This is a genomic window from Alteromonas sp. MTD1 (assembly GCF_042848195.1).
Lineage (GTDB): Bacteria > Pseudomonadota > Gammaproteobacteria > Enterobacterales > Alteromonadaceae > Alteromonas.
Genome location: NZ_BTGG01000012.1, coordinates 72,973 through 90,862, shown reverse-complemented (window position 1 = coordinate 90,862; position 17,890 = coordinate 72,973). Strand labels below are relative to the sequence as shown.

The 17,890-nt window shown below is 44.7% G+C and carries 18 protein-coding genes; 8 read left to right on the top strand and 10 right to left on the bottom strand.

Going from position 1 to position 17,890, the window contains the following annotated elements; genetic code table 11:
• The first annotated feature begins 2 nt into the window (after positions 1 to 2).
• Positions 3 to 1,844: a S8 family serine peptidase gene (locus tag ACGHAV_RS15950; RefSeq protein WP_390382860.1), complete on the top strand. Its 1,842-nt coding sequence runs from the start codon at positions 3 to 5 to the stop codon at positions 1,842 to 1,844.
• A gap of 77 nt (positions 1,845 to 1,921) precedes the next feature.
• On the opposite strand, the gene ACGHAV_RS15945 is transcribed toward ACGHAV_RS15950, so the two are convergent.
• Positions 1,922 to 2,296, bottom strand: coding sequence for a PH domain-containing protein (locus tag ACGHAV_RS15945; protein WP_334016055.1), 375 nt, complete (start codon positions 2,294 to 2,296; stop codon positions 1,922 to 1,924).
• Between the two features lie 12 nt (positions 2,297 to 2,308).
• Positions 2,309 to 5,290 (bottom strand): putative bifunctional diguanylate cyclase/phosphodiesterase, encoded by a 2,982-nt coding sequence (locus ACGHAV_RS15940; RefSeq protein ID WP_390382856.1) that lies wholly within the window; start codon positions 5,288 to 5,290, stop codon positions 2,309 to 2,311.
• Positions 5,291 to 5,405: 115 nt separating this feature from the next.
• Between ACGHAV_RS15940 and ACGHAV_RS15935 the strand changes: the two genes are divergently transcribed.
• The 4 genes from ACGHAV_RS15935 to ACGHAV_RS15920 all read left to right on the top strand — a co-directional run bounded on the left by ACGHAV_RS15935 (position 5,406) and on the right by ACGHAV_RS15920 (position 10,111).
• Positions 5,406 to 6,437, top strand: a complete 1,032-nt coding sequence (locus tag ACGHAV_RS15935) for a serine/threonine dehydratase (protein ID WP_390382853.1) — start codon at positions 5,406 to 5,408, stop codon at positions 6,435 to 6,437.
• Positions 6,438 to 6,512: 75 nt separating this feature from the next.
• Positions 6,513 to 8,120 (top strand): amidohydrolase, encoded by a 1,608-nt coding sequence (locus tag ACGHAV_RS15930; RefSeq protein ID WP_390382998.1) that lies wholly within the window; start codon positions 6,513 to 6,515, stop codon positions 8,118 to 8,120.
• A gap of 14 nt (positions 8,121 to 8,134) precedes the next feature.
• A complete protein-coding gene (locus ACGHAV_RS15925) occupies positions 8,135 to 9,436 on the top strand; it encodes an APC family permease (RefSeq protein ID WP_390382850.1) in 1,302 nt (433 codons plus the stop codon).
• A gap of 33 nt (positions 9,437 to 9,469) precedes the next feature.
• Positions 9,470 to 10,111, top strand: coding sequence for an MBL fold metallo-hydrolase (locus ACGHAV_RS15920; RefSeq protein ID WP_390382847.1), 642 nt, complete (start codon positions 9,470 to 9,472; stop codon positions 10,109 to 10,111).
• Positions 10,112 to 10,117: 6 nt separating this feature from the next.
• Here the strand turns inward: ACGHAV_RS15920 and ACGHAV_RS15915 are convergent, their stop codons facing one another.
• Positions 10,118 to 10,633 carry a lactoylglutathione lyase family protein gene (locus tag ACGHAV_RS15915; protein WP_334016060.1) on the bottom strand — a complete coding sequence of 172 codons (516 nt, stop codon included), beginning with the start codon at positions 10,631 to 10,633 and terminating at the stop codon, positions 10,118 to 10,120.
• A gap of 128 nt (positions 10,634 to 10,761) precedes the next feature.
• Between ACGHAV_RS15915 and ACGHAV_RS15910 the strand changes: the two genes are divergently transcribed.
• The gene (locus ACGHAV_RS15910) at positions 10,762 to 11,661 is read left to right on the top strand and encodes a LysR family transcriptional regulator (RefSeq protein ID WP_390382843.1); all 900 of its coding nucleotides are present in this window, start codon (positions 10,762 to 10,764) and stop codon (positions 11,659 to 11,661) included.
• 9 nt (positions 11,662 to 11,670) lie between these two features.
• On the opposite strand, the gene ACGHAV_RS15905 is transcribed toward ACGHAV_RS15910, so the two are convergent.
• The 4 genes from ACGHAV_RS15905 to ACGHAV_RS15890 are packed head-to-tail and all read right to left on the bottom strand — an operon-like array spanning position 11,671 to position 14,242.
• Positions 11,671 to 12,507 (bottom strand): class II glutamine amidotransferase, encoded by an 837-nt coding sequence (locus ACGHAV_RS15905; RefSeq protein ID WP_390382840.1) that lies wholly within the window; start codon positions 12,505 to 12,507, stop codon positions 11,671 to 11,673.
• Positions 12,508 to 12,566: 59 nt separating this feature from the next.
• Positions 12,567 to 13,037 (bottom strand): inner membrane protein YiaA, encoded by a 471-nt coding sequence (gene yiaA, locus ACGHAV_RS15900; protein ID WP_390382837.1) that lies wholly within the window; start codon positions 13,035 to 13,037, stop codon positions 12,567 to 12,569.
• Between the two features lie 10 nt (positions 13,038 to 13,047).
• A complete protein-coding gene (locus ACGHAV_RS15895; RefSeq protein WP_390382834.1) occupies positions 13,048 to 13,839 on the bottom strand; it encodes a DUF2145 domain-containing protein in 792 nt (263 codons plus the stop codon).
• A gap of 10 nt (positions 13,840 to 13,849) precedes the next feature.
• Entirely contained in the window at positions 13,850 to 14,242 is a 393-nt protein-coding gene (locus ACGHAV_RS15890) for a hypothetical protein (protein ID WP_390382832.1), read from the bottom strand.
• 132 nt (positions 14,243 to 14,374) lie between these two features.
• Between ACGHAV_RS15890 and ACGHAV_RS15885 the strand changes: the two genes are divergently transcribed.
• On the top strand, positions 14,375 to 15,109 hold the full coding sequence (locus ACGHAV_RS15885) for a helix-turn-helix domain-containing protein (protein ID WP_390382829.1): 735 nt from the start codon (positions 14,375 to 14,377) through the stop codon (positions 15,107 to 15,109).
• A 63-nt stretch (positions 15,110 to 15,172) separates the two neighbouring features.
• Positions 15,173 to 15,391, top strand: a complete 219-nt coding sequence (locus ACGHAV_RS15880; protein ID WP_390382826.1) for a VF530 family DNA-binding protein — start codon at positions 15,173 to 15,175, stop codon at positions 15,389 to 15,391.
• A gap of 56 nt (positions 15,392 to 15,447) precedes the next feature.
• Here the strand turns inward: ACGHAV_RS15880 and ACGHAV_RS15875 are convergent, their stop codons facing one another.
• From ACGHAV_RS15875 to dinB, 3 genes are all read right to left on the bottom strand, one after another.
• Positions 15,448 to 16,323, bottom strand: a complete 876-nt coding sequence (locus ACGHAV_RS15875; protein WP_390382823.1) for an MBL fold metallo-hydrolase — start codon at positions 16,321 to 16,323, stop codon at positions 15,448 to 15,450.
• A gap of 72 nt (positions 16,324 to 16,395) precedes the next feature.
• On the bottom strand, positions 16,396 to 16,644 hold the full coding sequence (locus ACGHAV_RS15870) for a DUF1653 domain-containing protein (RefSeq protein WP_390382820.1): 249 nt from the start codon (positions 16,642 to 16,644) through the stop codon (positions 16,396 to 16,398).
• Positions 16,645 to 16,706: 62 nt separating this feature from the next.
• Entirely contained in the window at positions 16,707 to 17,792 is a 1,086-nt protein-coding gene (gene dinB / locus ACGHAV_RS15865) for a DNA polymerase IV (protein WP_390382817.1), read from the bottom strand.
• Positions 17,793 to 17,890: the final 98 nt, after the last annotated feature.

Genomic DNA, 17,890 nt, shown 5'->3' with positions numbered 1-17,890 from the left:
CTATGAAAAATAATAAATTTACCCCTTCATTAATTGCAGCTAGCTTGGCTTTTTCAAGCTTCGGTGCTCTAGCTGACAATGACCGTTACATCATCCAGGTAGACAACAACGCAAAAGGCATCGTAAAAGCGATTGCAAAGCAATCTGGTGCACAAATTCACGTTGATGCAGATGGTTTCATTGCAGCTACGTTCAGCGGAAAATCACTGAGCGATGTGAAGGGTATTCTAAACAATCCACACGTTAAGTTGGTTGAAGCTGACCAAAAACGTGTACCTATGGCGTTATTTAATGACGACGCAGGCAACCCTACACAAACTCAGTTAACACCTTATGCTGTTTATCAGTCACAAGCTGACCAAGTAACATTTGATAGCAATGCTGGTATGAAAGTATGTGTTATCGACTCAGGCCTTGATTCATCGAACGCAGACTTTAACTGGTCAGCGATTACAGGTGACAACGATGTAGGTACTGGCAACTGGTTTGAAAATGGTGGACCTCACGGTACTCACGTAGCCGGTACAATAGGTGCCGCAGATAACGGCTTTGGTGTTGTTGGTATGGCACCAGGCGTAGACATGCACATTATTAAAGTGTTTAACGCTTCTGGTTGGGGCTACTCTTCTGACCTTGCTCAAGCAGCACAGCTTTGTTCGCAAGCAGGCGCAAACATCATTAACATGAGCCTGGGTGGCGGTGGTGCTAACTCAACTGAAGAAAATGCATTTAAAGACTTCGTAGCTGCTGGTGGCCTAGTGGTAGCTGCTGCAGGTAACGACGGCAACAGCGTTCGTTCATATCCTGCTGGTTACTCGTCAGTTATGATGATTGGCGCAAACGACGCTGACAATAATATTGCAGATTTCTCTCAGTACCCTTCATGCACATCAGGTCGCGGTAAGCGCGTTACAAATGATGAGACAATTTGTGTTGAAGTAACCGCTGGCGGTGTAGATACTCTTTCTACGTACCCTGCAGGCGGAGCATCTCTATCATCAATGAGTGCAGACGGTGTTGGCTTTGCTTCTTCAGCAATGGAAAACACAGGCAATGCATCAGCTGCAACCTATTTCCTAGGACTTGGTGACACAGTAGATACAAACGCAGCGGGCAAAGTATGTGTGATTGACCGTGGCAGCGTGTCTTTCTACGACAAAGTAAACAACTGTGAACTGTCTGGTGGTGTAGGTGCTGTTATCATTAATAACGAGCCAGGCATGCTTTACGGTACGCTGGGTGAAACAAACAACACTTCAATTCCAGCAGTAGGCGCGGCATTTGAAGACAGAAGTGCACTAGTTGCTGCTTCTACTATCGACATCGCTATCGGTGCAAGTGATTACGGCTACATGAGCGGTACATCAATGGCAACACCTGCTGTTGCTGGTATTGCTGCACTTGTATGGTCAAATCACCCAACCTGTACTGGTGAGGAAATTCGAAGCGCACTTAAAGCAACTGCAATGGATTCTGGTGCACCGGGTAAAGACGACTTCTTCGGCTATGGTATTGCACAAGCCGCTGATATGAACGATTACCTAACACAAAACGGTTGTGCTGGCGGTAACGGCGGTGGCGATAACGGTGGCGGTGGCACTGGTGACCTAACGCTTACAGCAACTGGCTACAAAGTAAAAGGTTCACAGCGTGTTGATTTAGCATGGACTGACGCAACATCCTCTAACGTTGATGTTTACCGCAATGGTTCAGTTATTGCGACAACGGCTAACGATGGTGCATACACTGACTCAATAAACACTAAAGGTGGCGGTTCATACGCTTATCAAGTGTGTGAAGCTGGCACAACAACCTGTTCAGCTACAGTAACGGTTGTTTTCTAAGAACAACTATCAAGTTACAAAAAAGCGGGCATATGCCCGCTTTTTTTATTGGAATTCAATAACTGAAACTAGAAAAATTAGGCGAACAGCTGTGTGGCCAGGTTTTGCTGTACAGCCTGTGCTGAGGATGCGCTTAACTCAATCTCTATGGCATCCGCTTTACCCGATAGCCAAATTTTAAGCTCGGCATCAGTATCGAAATGCCCTGCTGTTTCAACGATAAACTGAGTGATAGATTTATAGGGAATAGAGTGGTAGTTCACCTTACGCCCTGTTAAACCCTGCTTATCAATCAGAATAAGGCGCTTATTGGTAAAAACGCTCAAATCGCGAACCAATTTGAATGCAGACGTTACCACTTCATTGTCGGCAAGAATTGGGGACAATTCTTCTTGCACATCAGAAGCATTTGTTTCGCTTGCGTTTCCCATTATTGTGTCGAATAAACCCATCTTGATTTCCTTTTAGACAGCGGCAAGTTTTACTCGCCATTGAACTCTATGCGCAAGCGGTTTGGGTTTATCAAGTGCAAAGCCTTGGCCATAATCAACCTTAAGCTCTCTAAGCACGTCGGCCGTAGCACTATCAACAACAAACTCAGCAACGGTTTGTTTGCCCATACTATGCGCAATGTTGTTAATTGCAGTCACTGTAGCATGGTCGATAGGATCGTGGACAATGTTTCTCACAAATGACCCATCAATCTTTACGTAATCAACAGCTAAGTGTTTTAAGTACGTAAACGACGACATACCAGCGCCAAAATCGTCTAGCGCAAAGCTACACCCAATATCGCGCAAAGAAGAAATAAAACGTTTAGCGGCGTTAAGGTTTGTGACCGCCGTGGTCTCTGTAATTTCGAAGCAAATTTTCTCTGCTGGTACGCTGGTGCTCTGCATTCGCTGAGTAATTTTATGTAGCGCCATTTCGTCGCCAAGCGTTATACCCGATAAGTTTATGGCAACTTTACCCACGTTATCGATGTGTGCAGGGTTTTGCTCAAGCATCTTCAACGTATTATCAACCACCCACAAATCGACTTTGTTCATTAACCCATGCCTTTCAGCAAGAGGGATAAACAGCCCTGGGCTAATTAAGCCTCCGTCGTTATCGTTAAGGCGAAGTAGAATTTCATAATGCTGAAGCTGAGCAGCTTGCGTTTCAGAAGGTACGGTTAGCGGTAGTATAGCTTGGCTGTAAAGCTCAAAGCCATCGCTTTGTAACGCCTGATGCAGTGCGTTTAACACTTGATTATCGCTGTCATCAATCGCCATTTGCGAATCGTTTGCTCTACAAATAAAGTAACGATTACGTCCTAAGTGCTTGGCTTTGTAGCAAGCATTATCAGCGGCTTTTATTAACGCTTCTGCACTTTGTGTGCTCTCGTTAATTTCGATAACACCAATGCTTGCGCCAACAAAGAAAAGTTTATCGTCGTATATAAACCGATAGCTTGAAATAGCAGCCAGTAGCTTATCCAAACGTTTTGAAACGTCCTCAATGCTCTGGTTTCTGAAAATCATACAAAACTCGTCGCCACCAATACGCGCAAGTAAGTCATTACTATTCACATACTGCCTAAAGATAGTGGATATTTCTTTAAGTAGTTTATCGCCAGCTGGATGCCCACAGCTGTCATTCACTAGCTTAAACCGGTCCATATCAATAAAGCACATTACGCTTTCGTGGGTGTGATGATGTAAGTAATCGTCTTCAATGAATGTGGAAATGCTGTCTAATGCTAAAAGCTCACTTTCAGCTTTATTGCTATCACCAGAATTTGTTGTTTCTTGTAGAATTTGCCTTAATTGATCATCAAACGCATAGCGGTTCAATAAGCCAGTAAGCTGGTCGTGATTTGCCTGAAAATACACTTCCTCTTGAAGCGCAACCTCTTTGGTAACATCTCTGGCAATACCTTCAACCGCAATTAATAAACCTTGCTCGTCTAAAATAGGCGTGTCTGAAAATTCAATGATGAAAGGGTTACCTTCCTTACCAACGTAATGAACAAAGTAAGGTTTGGGCTTTTCACCTCTTGCTATGGTTTGTCTTATTTCAAACGTTTCGTCTGGCACCTGGCGAACGTAGCGTGACTCATATGAACAAAAATCGTTTGGGCTATACCCTAAAATTTGCTCAACCCCAGCACTCACGTACCGGAAGCTGTGCTCTGCGGTTTTGGTGTACACAAAGTGTCTGTGCATACCATCAACTAAGCGTCGGTATCTCTCCTCGCTGTGCTTCAATGCTTGTTGCGCCCTAAAGCGCTCAGTGACATCCCTTACCGTAATTGCAATATTATCGCCTGCTTTCACTACTTGAACTTTAATCCACTCAAGTGAAATGTCTTGGCTATCAAGCGCAATATGCGCTTCATACGGTACGCCAGATTGTGCAACCTTGGTAGCACTTTGAAACGTATCGCTGATACCCAAGTACCAGGTTTGTTCAGATAATGTCATCGACCCCAATGTGTCGCATGCGCCTCTGAATAAATATTTGCTGTAGGAATTAGCTTCTACCAGCGAAAAGTCGTGCTCGGTAGGCTGATAAATTAACAATGCGTCTAATGAAGCTTCACTTGCCGTTAAATAGCGTTGCTGGCTATCAGATAGGTTTACCGCCCCTTTTAATTGCTTGTGAAACACATAACTCACCAGCGCCGACATTAATAAACCGATGGTAATAACCAGAATGCCAGGATTGAAAGGGCTTAGCTGCGACTGCATCGTTAACGTAACGGGGCGGTCGATAAATGGGAAAGGTGCCAACGACACGGTTGTACCGTCTTTTACTAACTTTCCACTACTAAATAACACGTTGCCTTGCGACGAGAGTTCGAAATTAAATTGCGGCCCAACCAGCTCGCCAAGCATCACACCAAGTATAGTTTGTACATCAAAACCGGCAATTACGTAACCGTGTTCCGGCTCTTGTGGACTAATTGCACGACCGATAAGAATGTGGTGATGCTGAGTTTGCTCAGAATACAGTAACGCGCTATCAAGTGATTCAGAAAGCTCATCTATGCGAAGACCTAAGGTGCTCATGGGTTTGCCAATTAGCGAATTGTCTATTCTTTTCCCTATACCCAGTTCTGGGGTGGCTACCCACTGAACAATGCCGTCCTGATCAACAAAAGCGAGGGAGCTGAACCCTTTTTGCATGCCCATTAGAGACATGGCTTGCGCATTAAACCAGTCGACTTGGTTTGGCTCGAAGGTCGGCCAGTTCAACATGAGGTTGTGAACAGCTTGAACACGCTCGGTAGAAAACACTTCTAAGCTAATCTTTACCTGTTCGGCTACCGATTGAGCTTTAGATATTCGAACACTCTTTTCATCTTTTTGTAGATAAATTCCTGCTGAGACAAAAAGCAAAGCAAGAAAGAGGAATAAGATCGTCGGTAATGCATAGACGCGATGATTTATTCGTGTGTACATGGGGGTCTCCGGAAAATCGCTTTCCTAGACTAAAGTAGAAATATGAAAATAATATGAATTGTCTTACACAATAGAAGTGATACGGTATTAAGAAAATAGAAAGAAGCGGTAATTTATGACAACGCACCCTACCTTCGAAAGCGTTAAACGCGCCTACGAACGCATTAAAGACCATGTTAAACAAACACCTATTGTAGAATCTTCGTTATTGAATAAATGGATGGGTCACCGCATTTTGTTTAAGGCAGAATGTTTGCAGACCATCGGGGCTTTCAAGATCCGCGGTGCCATGAACTTTTTGGCGCGACTAAAAGAAGAAGGGCGCTTACCCAAACACGTTGTAGCTAATAGCTCGGGCAATCATGCACAAGCGGTTGCCTATGCCGCTGCTCATTTTGGAATTACTGCAACTATTTACGCTAGTGAATCTATTTCACCCATAAAAGCAGCAGCGACACAAAGCTATGGGGCTACATTAAAATTATTTCCCACAAGACCCGAAGCTGATAACGCTGTTGCTGAAGCAGCACAAGCCAACGATACCGTGTGGATCCCGCCTTTTAACCATGAAGATATTATTGCTGGTCAAGGCACCGCCGCACTTGAAGCACTACAAGAATCAGAACATGTTGATGCCGTATTTGCGCCGTGCGGCGGCGGTGGCTTATTGTCAGGCACTTTGCTTGCCACTCGCGCATTAAAACCCAATGCACTGGTGATAGGCGCCGAGCCAGCCGAAGCTAATGATGCATCGATGTCGTTACAGGCTGGTGAAATTGTAGCGCTTGATCACACTCCCATCACCTTAGCAGATGGTGCCGCAACACCATCGGTAGGCGATGTTACGTTTCCTTTACTGCAAGAGCTTGATGACTTTTACGAAGTAGATGAGTTACAAATTGCATATTGGACACAATGGCTGCACCATTTACTTAAATTGCACATAGAGCCCACCTGCGCCATGACAATGGCTGCGGTTGCTGCATGGGCAGCCAATACACCGCCGGGCCAAACAGCATTAGTTATGCTGTCTGGCGGAAACATTAGCCAGTCTGCAATGGCGAGTATATGGGAACGTGACTTTCTATTGCAGCCACCCTTGCTAGTAACTGACGAAACAACAACCGACGACACGGACGAAGAATAAAAAATGATAAAAACTGCACACTCGACAACAATGCTTCGCAGCACTATTCGCACCTGCCTAGGCATAGGTTTGGCTATGACTGCCCTTGGTGTAAACGCCGCAACACTAGTAAACAATGTTAAAGGTTACACACTTAATGACAGCGGAAAGCTAACAACATTCAACAACCTTGTAATAGACCACGGCAAAGTAGTGGCTGCTAATGTTGATGTTAACGACTACTCCATAGATAAAACCATCGACGGCGAAGGCAAAGTGATGTTGCCGGGTTTAATAGACGCCCACGGCCACTTATTGGGTTTAGGCGCAAATTTGTTGGAAGTTGATTTACGCGAAAGTACTAGTGCGCAAAATGCGGCAAGAATGGTTGCTGATTATGCTTTTGCGAAGCCAGCACAAGCGTGGATTACAGGCCGAGGATGGAACCAAGAGTTGTGGTCTGACCGCGCGTTTCCAACTGCGCAAGACTTAGATAAAGTAGTAGCAGACCGCCCTGTCGCACTAGCCCGAGTAGACAGCCACGCTACGTGGGTTAACAGTAAAGCCATGGAGCTTGCTGGTATCACTAAAGACACGAAGTCTCCCGCAGGCGGCGAAATAATTAAAGACGCTGACGGTAACCCTACCGGCGTATTTATCGACAATGCGTCGCTGCTAATTGAAGCGCATTTACCTAAAGCCAGCAATGCCGTTTATGAACAACAGCTGCAGGCCGCAGGTGAGCACTTACTATCAAATGGGATCACGTCAATGCATGATGCAGGTATTGGCCGTGATGTGTATGACTTTTATTTGAAGGAAGCTGTTGAAGGTGATTTACCTGTGCGCGTTTACGCTATGGTAAGTGCAACAGACCCCGAACTTTCAACCATGCTTGGCAATGGGAACATTCGAGATGCCAACGATTTCTTATACATTCGTTCGGTAAAAGCATATGGAGACGGCGCATTAGGAAGCCGTGGCGCTGCGCTTTTAGAGCCCTATTCAGATGCACCGCATCAGCATGGATTGCTACTAACGCAACCAGAAGATATGACCCAGCTATTTACCACGGTACTTGGGGCAGGTTTTCAGCTGAACTATCACGCTATTGGTGATAAAGCGAATCATGTAGCACTAAACGAGTTTGAAACAACGTTTGAAACACTTGGTGGTGCGGAGCTTCGTAACCGTATTGAACATGCACAGGTTATTGCGCCTGACGACCTAGCCCGCTTTGCCGAGTTAAAGGTACTGCCATCAATGCAGCCTACCCATGCTACCAGCGATAAAAACATGGCTGAAGATCGTATTGGTAAAGATCGTATGAAAGGCGCGTATGCGTGGAAAACGTTACTCGACTCGGGCATTGCCTTGCCGCTAGGTTCTGATTTTCCTGTAGAGCTGGCAAATCCATTCTACGGTTTACATGCCGCCGTAACGCGCCAAGACAGAAATAATCAACCGGTTAAAGGCTGGTATGCACATGAAGCGCTTACCATCGAACAAGCCTTTAAGGGCTTTACATTGGATGCTGCTTACGCCGGTCATATGGAAGACACCCTGGGTTCATTAACAAAGGGCAAATGGGCAGACTTCATTTTAGTTGATCAAGATATCTTCACGATTAAACCGGAAGATATTTGGAAGACTAAAGTACATGCAACGTACGTTGCAGGTGAGCAAGTATTTGAAGCGAAATAGCCCATAGCGCCAATATGACAAATTCTGCTTCAAACTCAGGCCTACTTACTAGAGGCATTGGCGGCATTGGTGCCGCCTTGTTGGTGCTTAACGGTTTAATAGGCGCGGGCATTTTTGCACTTCCCGCTAAAATGGCTGCAGAACTGGGCGCTTTTAGCCCCTATGTGTTCTTAATTTTTGGCGTACTAATGCTTAGCATTGTGTGGTGTTTTGGGCAGCTTGCTGTTTTCTATCAGCAAACAGGCGGCCCGGTAATCTATGCGCACAAAGGCTTTGGCGACGCTGCTGCCTTTCAAACTGGCTTTATTTACTACCTTGCTCGCGCCACCGCCATAGCAGCCAATATGCACGTACTGCTATTGTACGCTGGTTACGTGTGGCCTGAGCTAAACAGCGGCATAGGCAAATCTATCTCCATTGTTATGCTTACCAGTGCACTAATAACGGTAAACATTATTGGCTTAAAAGCAGCAATGCGGTCTTTGGACGCTATATCACTATTAAAATTACTACCTTTTGTCGCCGTTATTGGTGTTGGCTACAGTCAACTAGATTTCTCAGCTACTGCCTCCAGTACGCAGCAGTTTGTTCCTACTCTCGATACTATTTCGGCAGGTGCACTACTTACCCTGTATGCATTTATTGGTTTTGAAACCGTTGTGGTTACCAGCGGAGAAACGTCGTCTCCCAAGCGAACTATTCCAAAAGCACTTATGCTGACCGTCTCGGGCATAGCACTGTTCTACTTTTGTGTGCAGTGGCTTTACTGGCATATGATTGGGCCAGACAAACCAGACAGTGCGCCACTTATCGCACTTGCCGATATGATATTTGGCAAAACAGGGGCATTAGTGATGACATTAACGGCTGTGGTATCAGTTGCAGGCAATTTGCTAGCAAACATGATATCAACGTCTCGCCTTACCTATTCTATGGCCCACCAGGAGTTAATCCCAGGAAGGCTTGGTGAAAACTTAGGTAAAGTGAACCAACGCTTCGCTACACCTCATGTTTCTATTTGGATATTGGGCGTATTTGCAGGCATACTCGCGCTTAGCGGAAGCTTTGTATGGTTGGCTATATCAAGTGTTTTGGCGCGTTTAGTCGTGTACGCCTTTTGTGTTTTGGTATTAATAAAAGCACAACGAGCACAGACTGATGTACCAAATTTTGTAACACGCGCACTACCGTTTATTGCGCTTGCAGTCTGCGCTTGGTCAATAACACAGTCGACAATGAATGCATGGTTATTTTTACTGGGTGAGCTCGCCATTGGCGCATTGCTATACTTAGCCATCCGCCGCAAACCTGTGTAGTGTTAAAAAACAGATTTTTGATAAGGTTTTAAAGTGAATATTGTTGTTTTACCCGTTACGCCTTTTGCGCAAAATTGCTCGTTAATATGGTGTTCTGAAACCATGAAAGGGGCATTTGTCGACCCAGGCGGTGACATTGATAAACTTATCGAAGCCGCTACACAACACGGTGTTAGCATCGAGAAAATTATACTCACCCACGGTCACCTTGATCATGTTGGCGGCACGGTAGCCATTGCACAACATTATAATGTACCTGTTATTGGGCCTCATATTGGCGATAAGTTTTGGCTAGATGCCTTAATGCAACAGAGTCAAATGTTTGGTTTTCCTCCTGCCCAGCCTTTTTCTCCAAATGAGTGGTTAAACGACAACGATACCATTTCGCTTGGCAACATTACCTTAGAGGTGCTGCACTGCCCTGGCCACACGCCTGGACACGTGGTGTTGGTAGAGCGTACGAGCAACAGCGTGGTTGTGGGTGACGTTATTTTTGCAGGCTCTATTGGTAGAACCGACTTTCCGCAGGGTAACCATCAACAGCTAATCGATTCTATAAAACAAAAAATTATGGTGTTGCCAGACGATATGACGATTTATCCTGGCCACGGCCCTACCACTACGGTAGGGACTGAGAAGGCCACAAACCCTTATGTATCGGGTAAGTTTGGTTAAACCAGCTTACTCGTAAGCACCACTGGCATAGTGTAATTCATAGCTATGGCTGTAGATTTCAAGAATGTTGCCAAACGGGTCTTCCATATAAATCATGCGATACGGCTTCTCGCCCGGATAATAATAGCGAGGAGCCTTCATGCGTTTCTTACCACCAGCGGCAACAATTTTATCAGCTAAACCCTCTACATCAGGGTCTTGAACACAAAAGTGGAAAACACCGGTTTTCCAGTACTCGAAGTTATCTTCTGGGTTTTCCTGATTGCTGAATTCAAAGATTTCTACACCTACTCGGTCGCCCGTCGACAAATGTGCTATACGAAACTTTCCCCATCCAGCGCCAAAAACGTCAGTACACATTTCACCAATGGCTGAGTCGTCTTCAACAATCTCGGTTGGCTTCATAATCAAATACCAGCCTAGCACTTCGGTATAAAATTTTACCGCGGCTTCTAAATCAGGTACCGAAATACCAATATGTGAAAACGTACGAGGATAAGGTGTTTTTACTGCTTCAGTCATCACTTGCTCCTTTTAATGGCTCTACAAAATTAAAGAATTACTAAATGAAAGTGTGATCATGGTAGCTAGACAAAAACAAAACATGAAATTATGATATTTTTTAAATTTGATAATTTAAATTTATAGCCATGCTCAACCCCGTTTGGTTAGACACCTTTTTAACCTTAGCCGACACTGGCAATTTTACACGTACTGCAGAGCAGCGTTTTATGACGCAGCCTGGTGTAAGTCAGCATTTGAAAAAACTAGAGGACGCGTGTGGCTGCGAGTTAGTGGTTCGTTTGGGTAAAGGTATTCAACTTACCGAACAAGGCAGGCGCGTATACGACTATGCGTTACAGCAAAAGAAACGTGAGCACGACTTTCTAAGTGCATTGAAGTTTGACGAAAAGTACGAAGGACAATGCAGTGTTGCCTGCTCAGGCGCTACAGCGCAGCGTATTTACCCCGCGCTAATAGCATTACAGGTTAAATACCCTAAGTTGCATATTCATGTTGAAGTAGCGCCGCGGCGCACCATACTTCAAGATATTCAAAGCAACAGTATGTTACTAGGCATTGTTACGAATATGCCTAATAGCGATGATGTTGCATATAATTACTTAGGCGAAGAAACGCTTGGGCTTATTCTGCCCAAAAAATATGAGCATAAATATCACCAAATTGATTCACTATTACCAACACTTGGGCTAATAAACCACCCTGATGCTTTGCATTATTTACAACGCTATATCAACGATAGTGGCGATGATAAATTGCAGCGTATTAATCCAAATAATATGAAGCATACCGGCTATATTAATCAACTGTCCCAGATATTGCTTCCAGTAAGCCAAGGCCTTGGTTTTACTGTGTTGCCCACCAGCACATTAAGATTTAGTGGTGTTGCCGATTTACTGTGCGTATACAAGCCAACAAACAGTGTTACCGAGCTACTTTATAGCGTGCAAACGCCACACACCGAATTACCGGCGAGGTATGAGTTGATAAAAAGCACTGTGGCTGAAGTACTTGGCGAGTCGAGCTAGTTATTGCTTCTAGCTACTGTGTAAAGCAGGATCTGGTGACACCATTTGTGTTTCTTTCTTATGCTCAGGCACGTCTACTTTACCACTAGCAACAACCTCACCTTCTAACCACAGCTTCCATTCTCCACGGTCATAAATATCCCATTGCTCGTCATTGGTTAGTGGCTCTGTGGCAATAATGCTTACTACATCTTTCGGGGTGGTTTCGGCGGCAAAATCTATTTCTACCTCAACGTCTTTTAAACATGCAGGCCCAAATGGTGCTCTTCGGGTAATACTTGCCAGCTTGGTACTGCAAAAGGTAAATAGCCAATCACCATTACTTAATAAGCAATTAAACACGCCCTTTTGCGCATAGCTTTGTGCCAGCGGTACTAGCGTAGCGGCCAACTCTTCATTACTGGCGCTGCGAGGCAAACTATCACGAAACGTATTCATAATATCGCAAAACAATGCTTCGCTATCGGTATCGCCAACGGCTTCATACATACCCTGCTTAGGCGAAAACGACGGAAGCTGGCCGTTGTGCGCGAAAACCCAATATCTGCCCCACAGTTCTCTAGCAAACGGGTGAGTATTGGCTAAGTTGATATTGCCCACATTGGCCTGTCGAATATGACAAATAGCGCTTTTACTTTTTATGGGAAGTTTTGATACAAAGTCGGCAATAGGTGACGTGGCGCACGGCTCTGGGTCGTGAAACATGCGTACGCCCTTACCTTCGTAAAATGCCACACCCCACCCGTCTTTGTGCGGCCCGGTTTCGCCACCTCGGCGAGTAAGGCCGGTAAAACTAAAACACAAATCGGTTGGAGTATTGGCACTCATGCCTAAAAGCTCACACACTACAGTTGCTTCCTACTTTCACAATCATGCGTTGAGCATACGCAAGCTAACAGTGTGAATCAATCGCTAGTCCCTTTCGCAATATGTAATTTGTGTGGTGCTTCAACTTCTTCTTTAAACAACGGAAGATCTTCATCTTGTTCAGGCTGCTGGCTATCTCGAACGTTTTTCTGCACGGTTACCGCGGCAAACAGGCTAAGCGTAAATGCCATGCCGAAAAAGCCCTTTTCACTTAATAACAACTCTGCATTCATTAAGCCAATAACCAGCAGCGCAATTGAAGACAAAGCCGCCACTATCGATGCAAGAAAGTACGCTTTCGTCGTTGGAATGTTTTCCATTTTATCGCGTACGGTTTTTTGTAGGCTTACTACGGCAAACAAACCAAATAACATAATAGTGAAGTAATAGCCTTTTTCGTTTAGTGCCATGGGTGCGTTGTAAAGCCCAATAAAGTAAGCAGCGACGCCGGTTACTAAGGCTGCTATTGACGCTAATTTAAATGCTTTTGTTGGGTTTTGAGTTTGCATTATGTCTCTCCTAAATTGCGTTAACGTTTTGGTTGTTGTCAAACGTTACCGCCGATGTTGATAAGCCGTACTGCTGCATATAACGCGCTAAACTTGAGAAGGTTGTTGTTTCTACCTTTCGCCCATGGTCACTTAGCGTGATACCGTCATTAAACATGCTTGCTATGCCTAACTTTGCACGGCTCATTTCTACTTTTTGTGGCTTAAAATAAGCCTTAGCGTTGGCTTTTAACTGCTTTGTATAAGTGGTTGAATATACGGCGCTGTTTAACACATCTAACGTATATTCTGTGCAGTTTTGACGCTTACTATTGAACGGGTTAGCTACCACAGAATATCGCGGGTTGTGTAGCAGCTTTGCCTTGCCCTCTGAATAAAGCGCAATAAGTGCATTTTGTACTTCTAACGTGGGAACAATGATGCCTGCTTCCATGGCATAAGCTCCCCAGAAAAAATCTACCGGATAGTCGGTTATTAAGTGGCTTACATCTGGCTGCTGCGCATCTTGATACAGATTATGAATAGCATAGCCTTTAGCCACATCGCCATTGTCCAATTGAATGCTTGAGTAAATGGCAATCGCGGTATGGGTAAAGCGGATACCCTTTGGTAACTCACTTTCTGCGCGCCCTCTTCTTGCAATAATAAAGGCTCTAGCTCCCTGCGCCGCTGCGTACTTCTCTACATTCTTTGAGAAGTGCGCAATAGTTTCCGGCGTAAATTGCGGCTTTCCCGTTTGATCGCTGCCAGCATTAACTGCCATGCTTATAAGCAACATATAAATAAAAATACATGCTCTCATAACTGCAGCCTTATCGCGTTGTGGTAGCGGTTGTTGTGGTTTTAGACACTATCTTTACTTTGTTTGGCGCGGGATCAGCCGTAATAATGGTTTCGGTAATCACAATGGGCTCATGGTTATTACTATTACTGCTTTCATGGCGGGCGCTCTTGGCTACTGATTCAGCGCTCTCAGCAATAGCACTACCTGTGGCAACTATGGCGCTACCGGTAACGACAACAGGTACTGCAACAACAGCACTGGCAACCGATGCCGTAGTAGCTAAACCTTGGCTTGATGCAAGCACACTGTGCTTACTGGCTTTTCCGCTATGCGTAACAGAATCGTCGGCAAACGTGTTTGAAGATAACGTAGCCGTCGTTAAGGCGGTAACTAACATCAATGTTAAACGTGTATTTTTCATATCACTTGCTCCTATGTAGTAAGGCGTTGCTTTGCCTTGAACACAATCTACACTAGGCGCAAGAATTAATTTCGTAAACTAAATTGAATAATGTAGTATTAAATTACACCACAAGTATTACAATTTAATACCATGAGCCAGATAAGCCTAGTTTACGACACCCTTAAGCAATGCCTGCGTGAACAGCGTGTAACTTACAAACACGTTGCTAATGCCCTTAATGTTAGTGAAGCCAGCATTAAACGAAACTTTTCGCTTCAAGCGTTTAGCTTGGACAAACTAGAACATATCTGCGAGCTGCTTCAGCTTTCGCTGAGTGAGCTTTTTATTATGTCGCAACAGCAGCAAGACAAGATCTCTCAGCTGTCCGAAGAGCAAGAGCTACAGCTACTTTCCAACCCTAAGCTGTTACTTGCAGCGGTATGCGTGCGCGACGGTTGGCGATTTGAAGAAATTGTTGCACATTACGATATTGAGCATGTTGAAGGCATAAAGCTTATGACTACGCTTGATAAACTAAAGCTGATAGAGCTATTACCCAATAACCGATACAAGCTGCTGATAGCACAAGACTTCAGGTGGATCCCCGGTGGGCCTTTAGCAAAGTTTATGGAAAACGAGGTTATGGTGAAGTTTATGGCGCCTAAGAAAAACGAGCCATGGATGTTTCGCTCCTACCTAAGGGGCAGATATTCTCCCTCGTCCGTTGCCATTATTCAGCGTCGTTTAGAACAGTTAAGGCAAGAGGCTGCCAAACTGAGCAGTGAAGACAACGCATTGCCTATAGAAGAAAGGCAACATATTGGCTTACTTATGGCTATGCGGCCGTGGGAACCATCGCTATTTGAAAACATGCGGCGTAAATAGTGAAAGCGACAAACCGTTTAAACACGCCATGTTATACTATGGCGAAATTGCAAAGAGACGAATATGAACCAGCAGCCTAACAACCCGCTTCACGGTCTGACACTAGAGAAAATAGTAACTCAGCTTTATGAAAAATATGGATGGGATGGGCTTTACTACCGCATCAAAATTAACTGCTTCAATAACGACCCTTCCGTGAAATCATCACTCAAGTTTTTACGCAAAACACAGTGGGCGCGTGACAAGGTTGAACAGTTATATATTCAAACCTTCACAAAGTAAAAACATAAAAAGCGGCAGACGCCGCTTTTTATCACACTTTATCGTTAACTCGTTTTTTATGCATCGTTGTAGAGCGTGGTTATCCATTTCTCTTCATTGATGAAGTTCCAGCTCCACGAGGCCCATTTTTCCTCTAAGCCCATAGCTTTAACGTCATCCAGTGATTTTCCTTCTTCTTTAAGCGCCTTAACGTAGTTAAATGTTTCGCTGATCATGCCAAGAAAGTTGGCATATTCGGCTTTATTGCTTAGCGCGCCATGGCCAGGAATAATTACTGTGTCATCATCTATTCTATTAAGAAGCTGTTGAACCGATTCCATATAGCCTTCCACATTTCCGCCAGCCCCCTGGTCGATGTATGGGAAGCGGCCGTTAAAGAATAGGTCGCCAGTGTGAAGTACATTTGGCTGTTCAAAAAGCACCGCACTGTCGCCGTCGGTATGGCCCACAGCTAAATGTATTACATGAAGCGTTTCACCGTTAAAGTAAATTTTAATGCCGTCTTCATAGGTAATAGTGGGTAACGCCTCTGGCGCTACTTTCTCGTCACTGGCTAAACGTATGCGTACATTTTCATGGGCTAGTATGGTTGCGCCTTTATGGCTGTGAAAGAACGCATTAGAACCGGTGTGATCACCATGATAATGGGTGTTAATTACGAATTTGGGTTTGTCGCTACCGAGCTCACCTAACTGTTCAGCAATTTTTTCAGCAAGCGGAGCAAACTGATCGTCGATAATAAGCACACCATCATCACCGGCTGAAACGCCAATGTTACCACCCGCTCCGGTAAGCATGTGTACGGCTCCTTTGATAGCCGTGGCCTTCACTTCAACATTCGCGAAACGGTCTTGTGCATTGGCTAACGAAACGGGCAAAGCCGCAATAACGGCTGCGGTTAGCAATGAACGTAAGATAAGGGGTGTTTTCATAGTGCGTTCCTTGTTAGGTATGTATTTTTTGGTTTTTATAAAGACCTTGTACACTATGGGCTAATTTCATTATTAGATCATTTTTTCATCGTTAGGAATATCACCTACGTAAGCAAACCGAGGCAGAACAATACCATCACGCTCTATGTTTTCTGTAAACATAGATAAGGGGCGCACCCATAGTGCTCGTTCGCCGTAGCAGGGGCGGTACACCACTAATTTCGACTCGTCTTCAGAATGCGTAGCAACTTCATACACGTCGTACAAATTGCCTTTATAGTGCTTGTATCGCCCAGGAGTGATTAGTTTACTGTTGTTCATTGCTTTCCTTTGAAGTACTTTTAATTTGTTTTAATTGGTCGTTCTTTCTAATTACTGAGTTATTAGTTCTCGCGATTGTGATCGTCTAGCGGCAGCGCGAGTTGCTGAGTAGTTTGATTAGCCGCAAGACCAATGTGAAGCCCTACTAATCGAATACCACGCCCTCTTGCTCTTTCAAAAGCCTCTTCCATTAATGAATGAAAATAGACTTCGTCTAGGCCGTGATGTCGATGTTCAACGGTAGTTAGTTGAAAGTCGTTAAACTTCAGCTTTACGCCCTGCGTACGCAGACGCACCGCTTTCCCGGTGCGCTTTTTATGATTTTCCATACGCTCGGCCAGTTTTTCAAGTAAGTGTGGCAGGAACGCCTTACATTCCTCAAGCGTATGAATATCTTCACTCAGTGTACGTTCTACGCCTATCGATTTTCGCTCTCTAGACACAGACAGTTCGCGTTCGTCGATACCATGGGCACGCTCCCACAGTACACTGCCAAACTTCCCCAACTCTTTTTGCAAACGCTCAAAAGGATACGCACGCACATCGTCGCAATTGTTTAGCCCTAAGCGCTGCAGCTTTTGCATGGTAACCTTCCCTACTCCAGGTATTTTTTTAAGTGGCATCAGTCTTACAAAGTCGTCTAGCTTATCTGGTGTTATGACACAGATGCCATCTGGCTTGTTTTCATCGCTAGCCACTTTAGCCACAAACTTACATGGCGCCACGCCTGCTGAGGCGGTTAGTCCTAACTCGGTTTTAATGCGGTGACGTATTTCTTCGGCAATAAGGGTGGCACTGCCCCCGCAAAACTCACTGTTAGTAACATCAAGATAGGCCTCATCGAGTGAAAGGGGTTCTATAAGGTCGGTATAGTCTGAAAATATCTTTCTAATTTTTTGCGATTCATTGGCGTAGACCTCCATACGCCCTTTTACTAACGTTAAATTGGGGCATAGTTTCATTGCATACGCTGTAGCCATAGCCGAGCGCACGCCAAACTTTCTTGCGGGGTAATTACAGGTTGAAATAACGCCACGTCTATCGGAGCTTCCGCCTATGGCAATAGGGATATCACGCAACGCAGGATTGTCGCGCATTTCAACTGCGGCATAAAAACAATCCATGTCGACGTGGATAATTTTTCGCATTATCTGCCTTTGGTCTAAATGCGCCTACACGCAAAAACTGTACAAAAAGACAGTATATTATTAAAGACGATAAATTACACTATTAAAGCTTTAAGAAC

Coding starts and splice junctions, on each gene's coding strand:
- ACGHAV_RS15925 (WP_390382850.1), top strand. CDS start 8,135: ATGACAAATTCTGCTTCAAACTCAGGCCTACTTACTAGAGGCATTGGC.
- ACGHAV_RS15950 (WP_390382860.1), top strand. CDS start 3: ATGAAAAATAATAAATTTACCCCTTCATTAATTGCAGCTAGCTTGGCT.
- dinB (WP_390382817.1), bottom strand. CDS start 17,792: ATGCGAAAAATTATCCACGTCGACATGGATTGTTTTTATGCCGCAGTT.
- ACGHAV_RS15875 (WP_390382823.1), bottom strand. CDS start 16,323: ATGAAAACACCCCTTATCTTACGTTCATTGCTAACCGCAGCCGTTATT.
- ACGHAV_RS15885 (WP_390382829.1), top strand. CDS start 14,375: ATGAGCCAGATAAGCCTAGTTTACGACACCCTTAAGCAATGCCTGCGT.
- ACGHAV_RS15880 (WP_390382826.1), top strand. CDS start 15,173: ATGAACCAGCAGCCTAACAACCCGCTTCACGGTCTGACACTAGAGAAA.
- ACGHAV_RS15890 (WP_390382832.1), bottom strand. CDS start 14,242: ATGAAAAATACACGTTTAACATTGATGTTAGTTACCGCCTTAACGACG.
- ACGHAV_RS15895 (WP_390382834.1), bottom strand. CDS start 13,839: ATGAGAGCATGTATTTTTATTTATATGTTGCTTATAAGCATGGCAGTT.
- ACGHAV_RS15935 (WP_390382853.1), top strand. CDS start 5,406: ATGACAACGCACCCTACCTTCGAAAGCGTTAAACGCGCCTACGAACGC.
- ACGHAV_RS15940 (WP_390382856.1), bottom strand. CDS start 5,290: ATGTACACACGAATAAATCATCGCGTCTATGCATTACCGACGATCTTA.
- ACGHAV_RS15915 (WP_334016060.1), bottom strand. CDS start 10,633: ATGACTGAAGCAGTAAAAACACCTTATCCTCGTACGTTTTCACATATT.
- ACGHAV_RS15930 (WP_390382998.1), top strand. CDS start 6,513: ATGACTGCCCTTGGTGTAAACGCCGCAACACTAGTAAACAATGTTAAA.
- ACGHAV_RS15945 (WP_334016055.1), bottom strand. CDS start 2,296: ATGGGTTTATTCGACACAATAATGGGAAACGCAAGCGAAACAAATGCT.
- ACGHAV_RS15910 (WP_390382843.1), top strand. CDS start 10,762: ATGCTCAACCCCGTTTGGTTAGACACCTTTTTAACCTTAGCCGACACT.
- yiaA (WP_390382837.1), bottom strand. CDS start 13,037: ATGCAAACTCAAAACCCAACAAAAGCATTTAAATTAGCGTCAATAGCA.
- ACGHAV_RS15870 (WP_390382820.1), bottom strand. CDS start 16,644: ATGAACAACAGTAAACTAATCACTCCTGGGCGATACAAGCACTATAAA.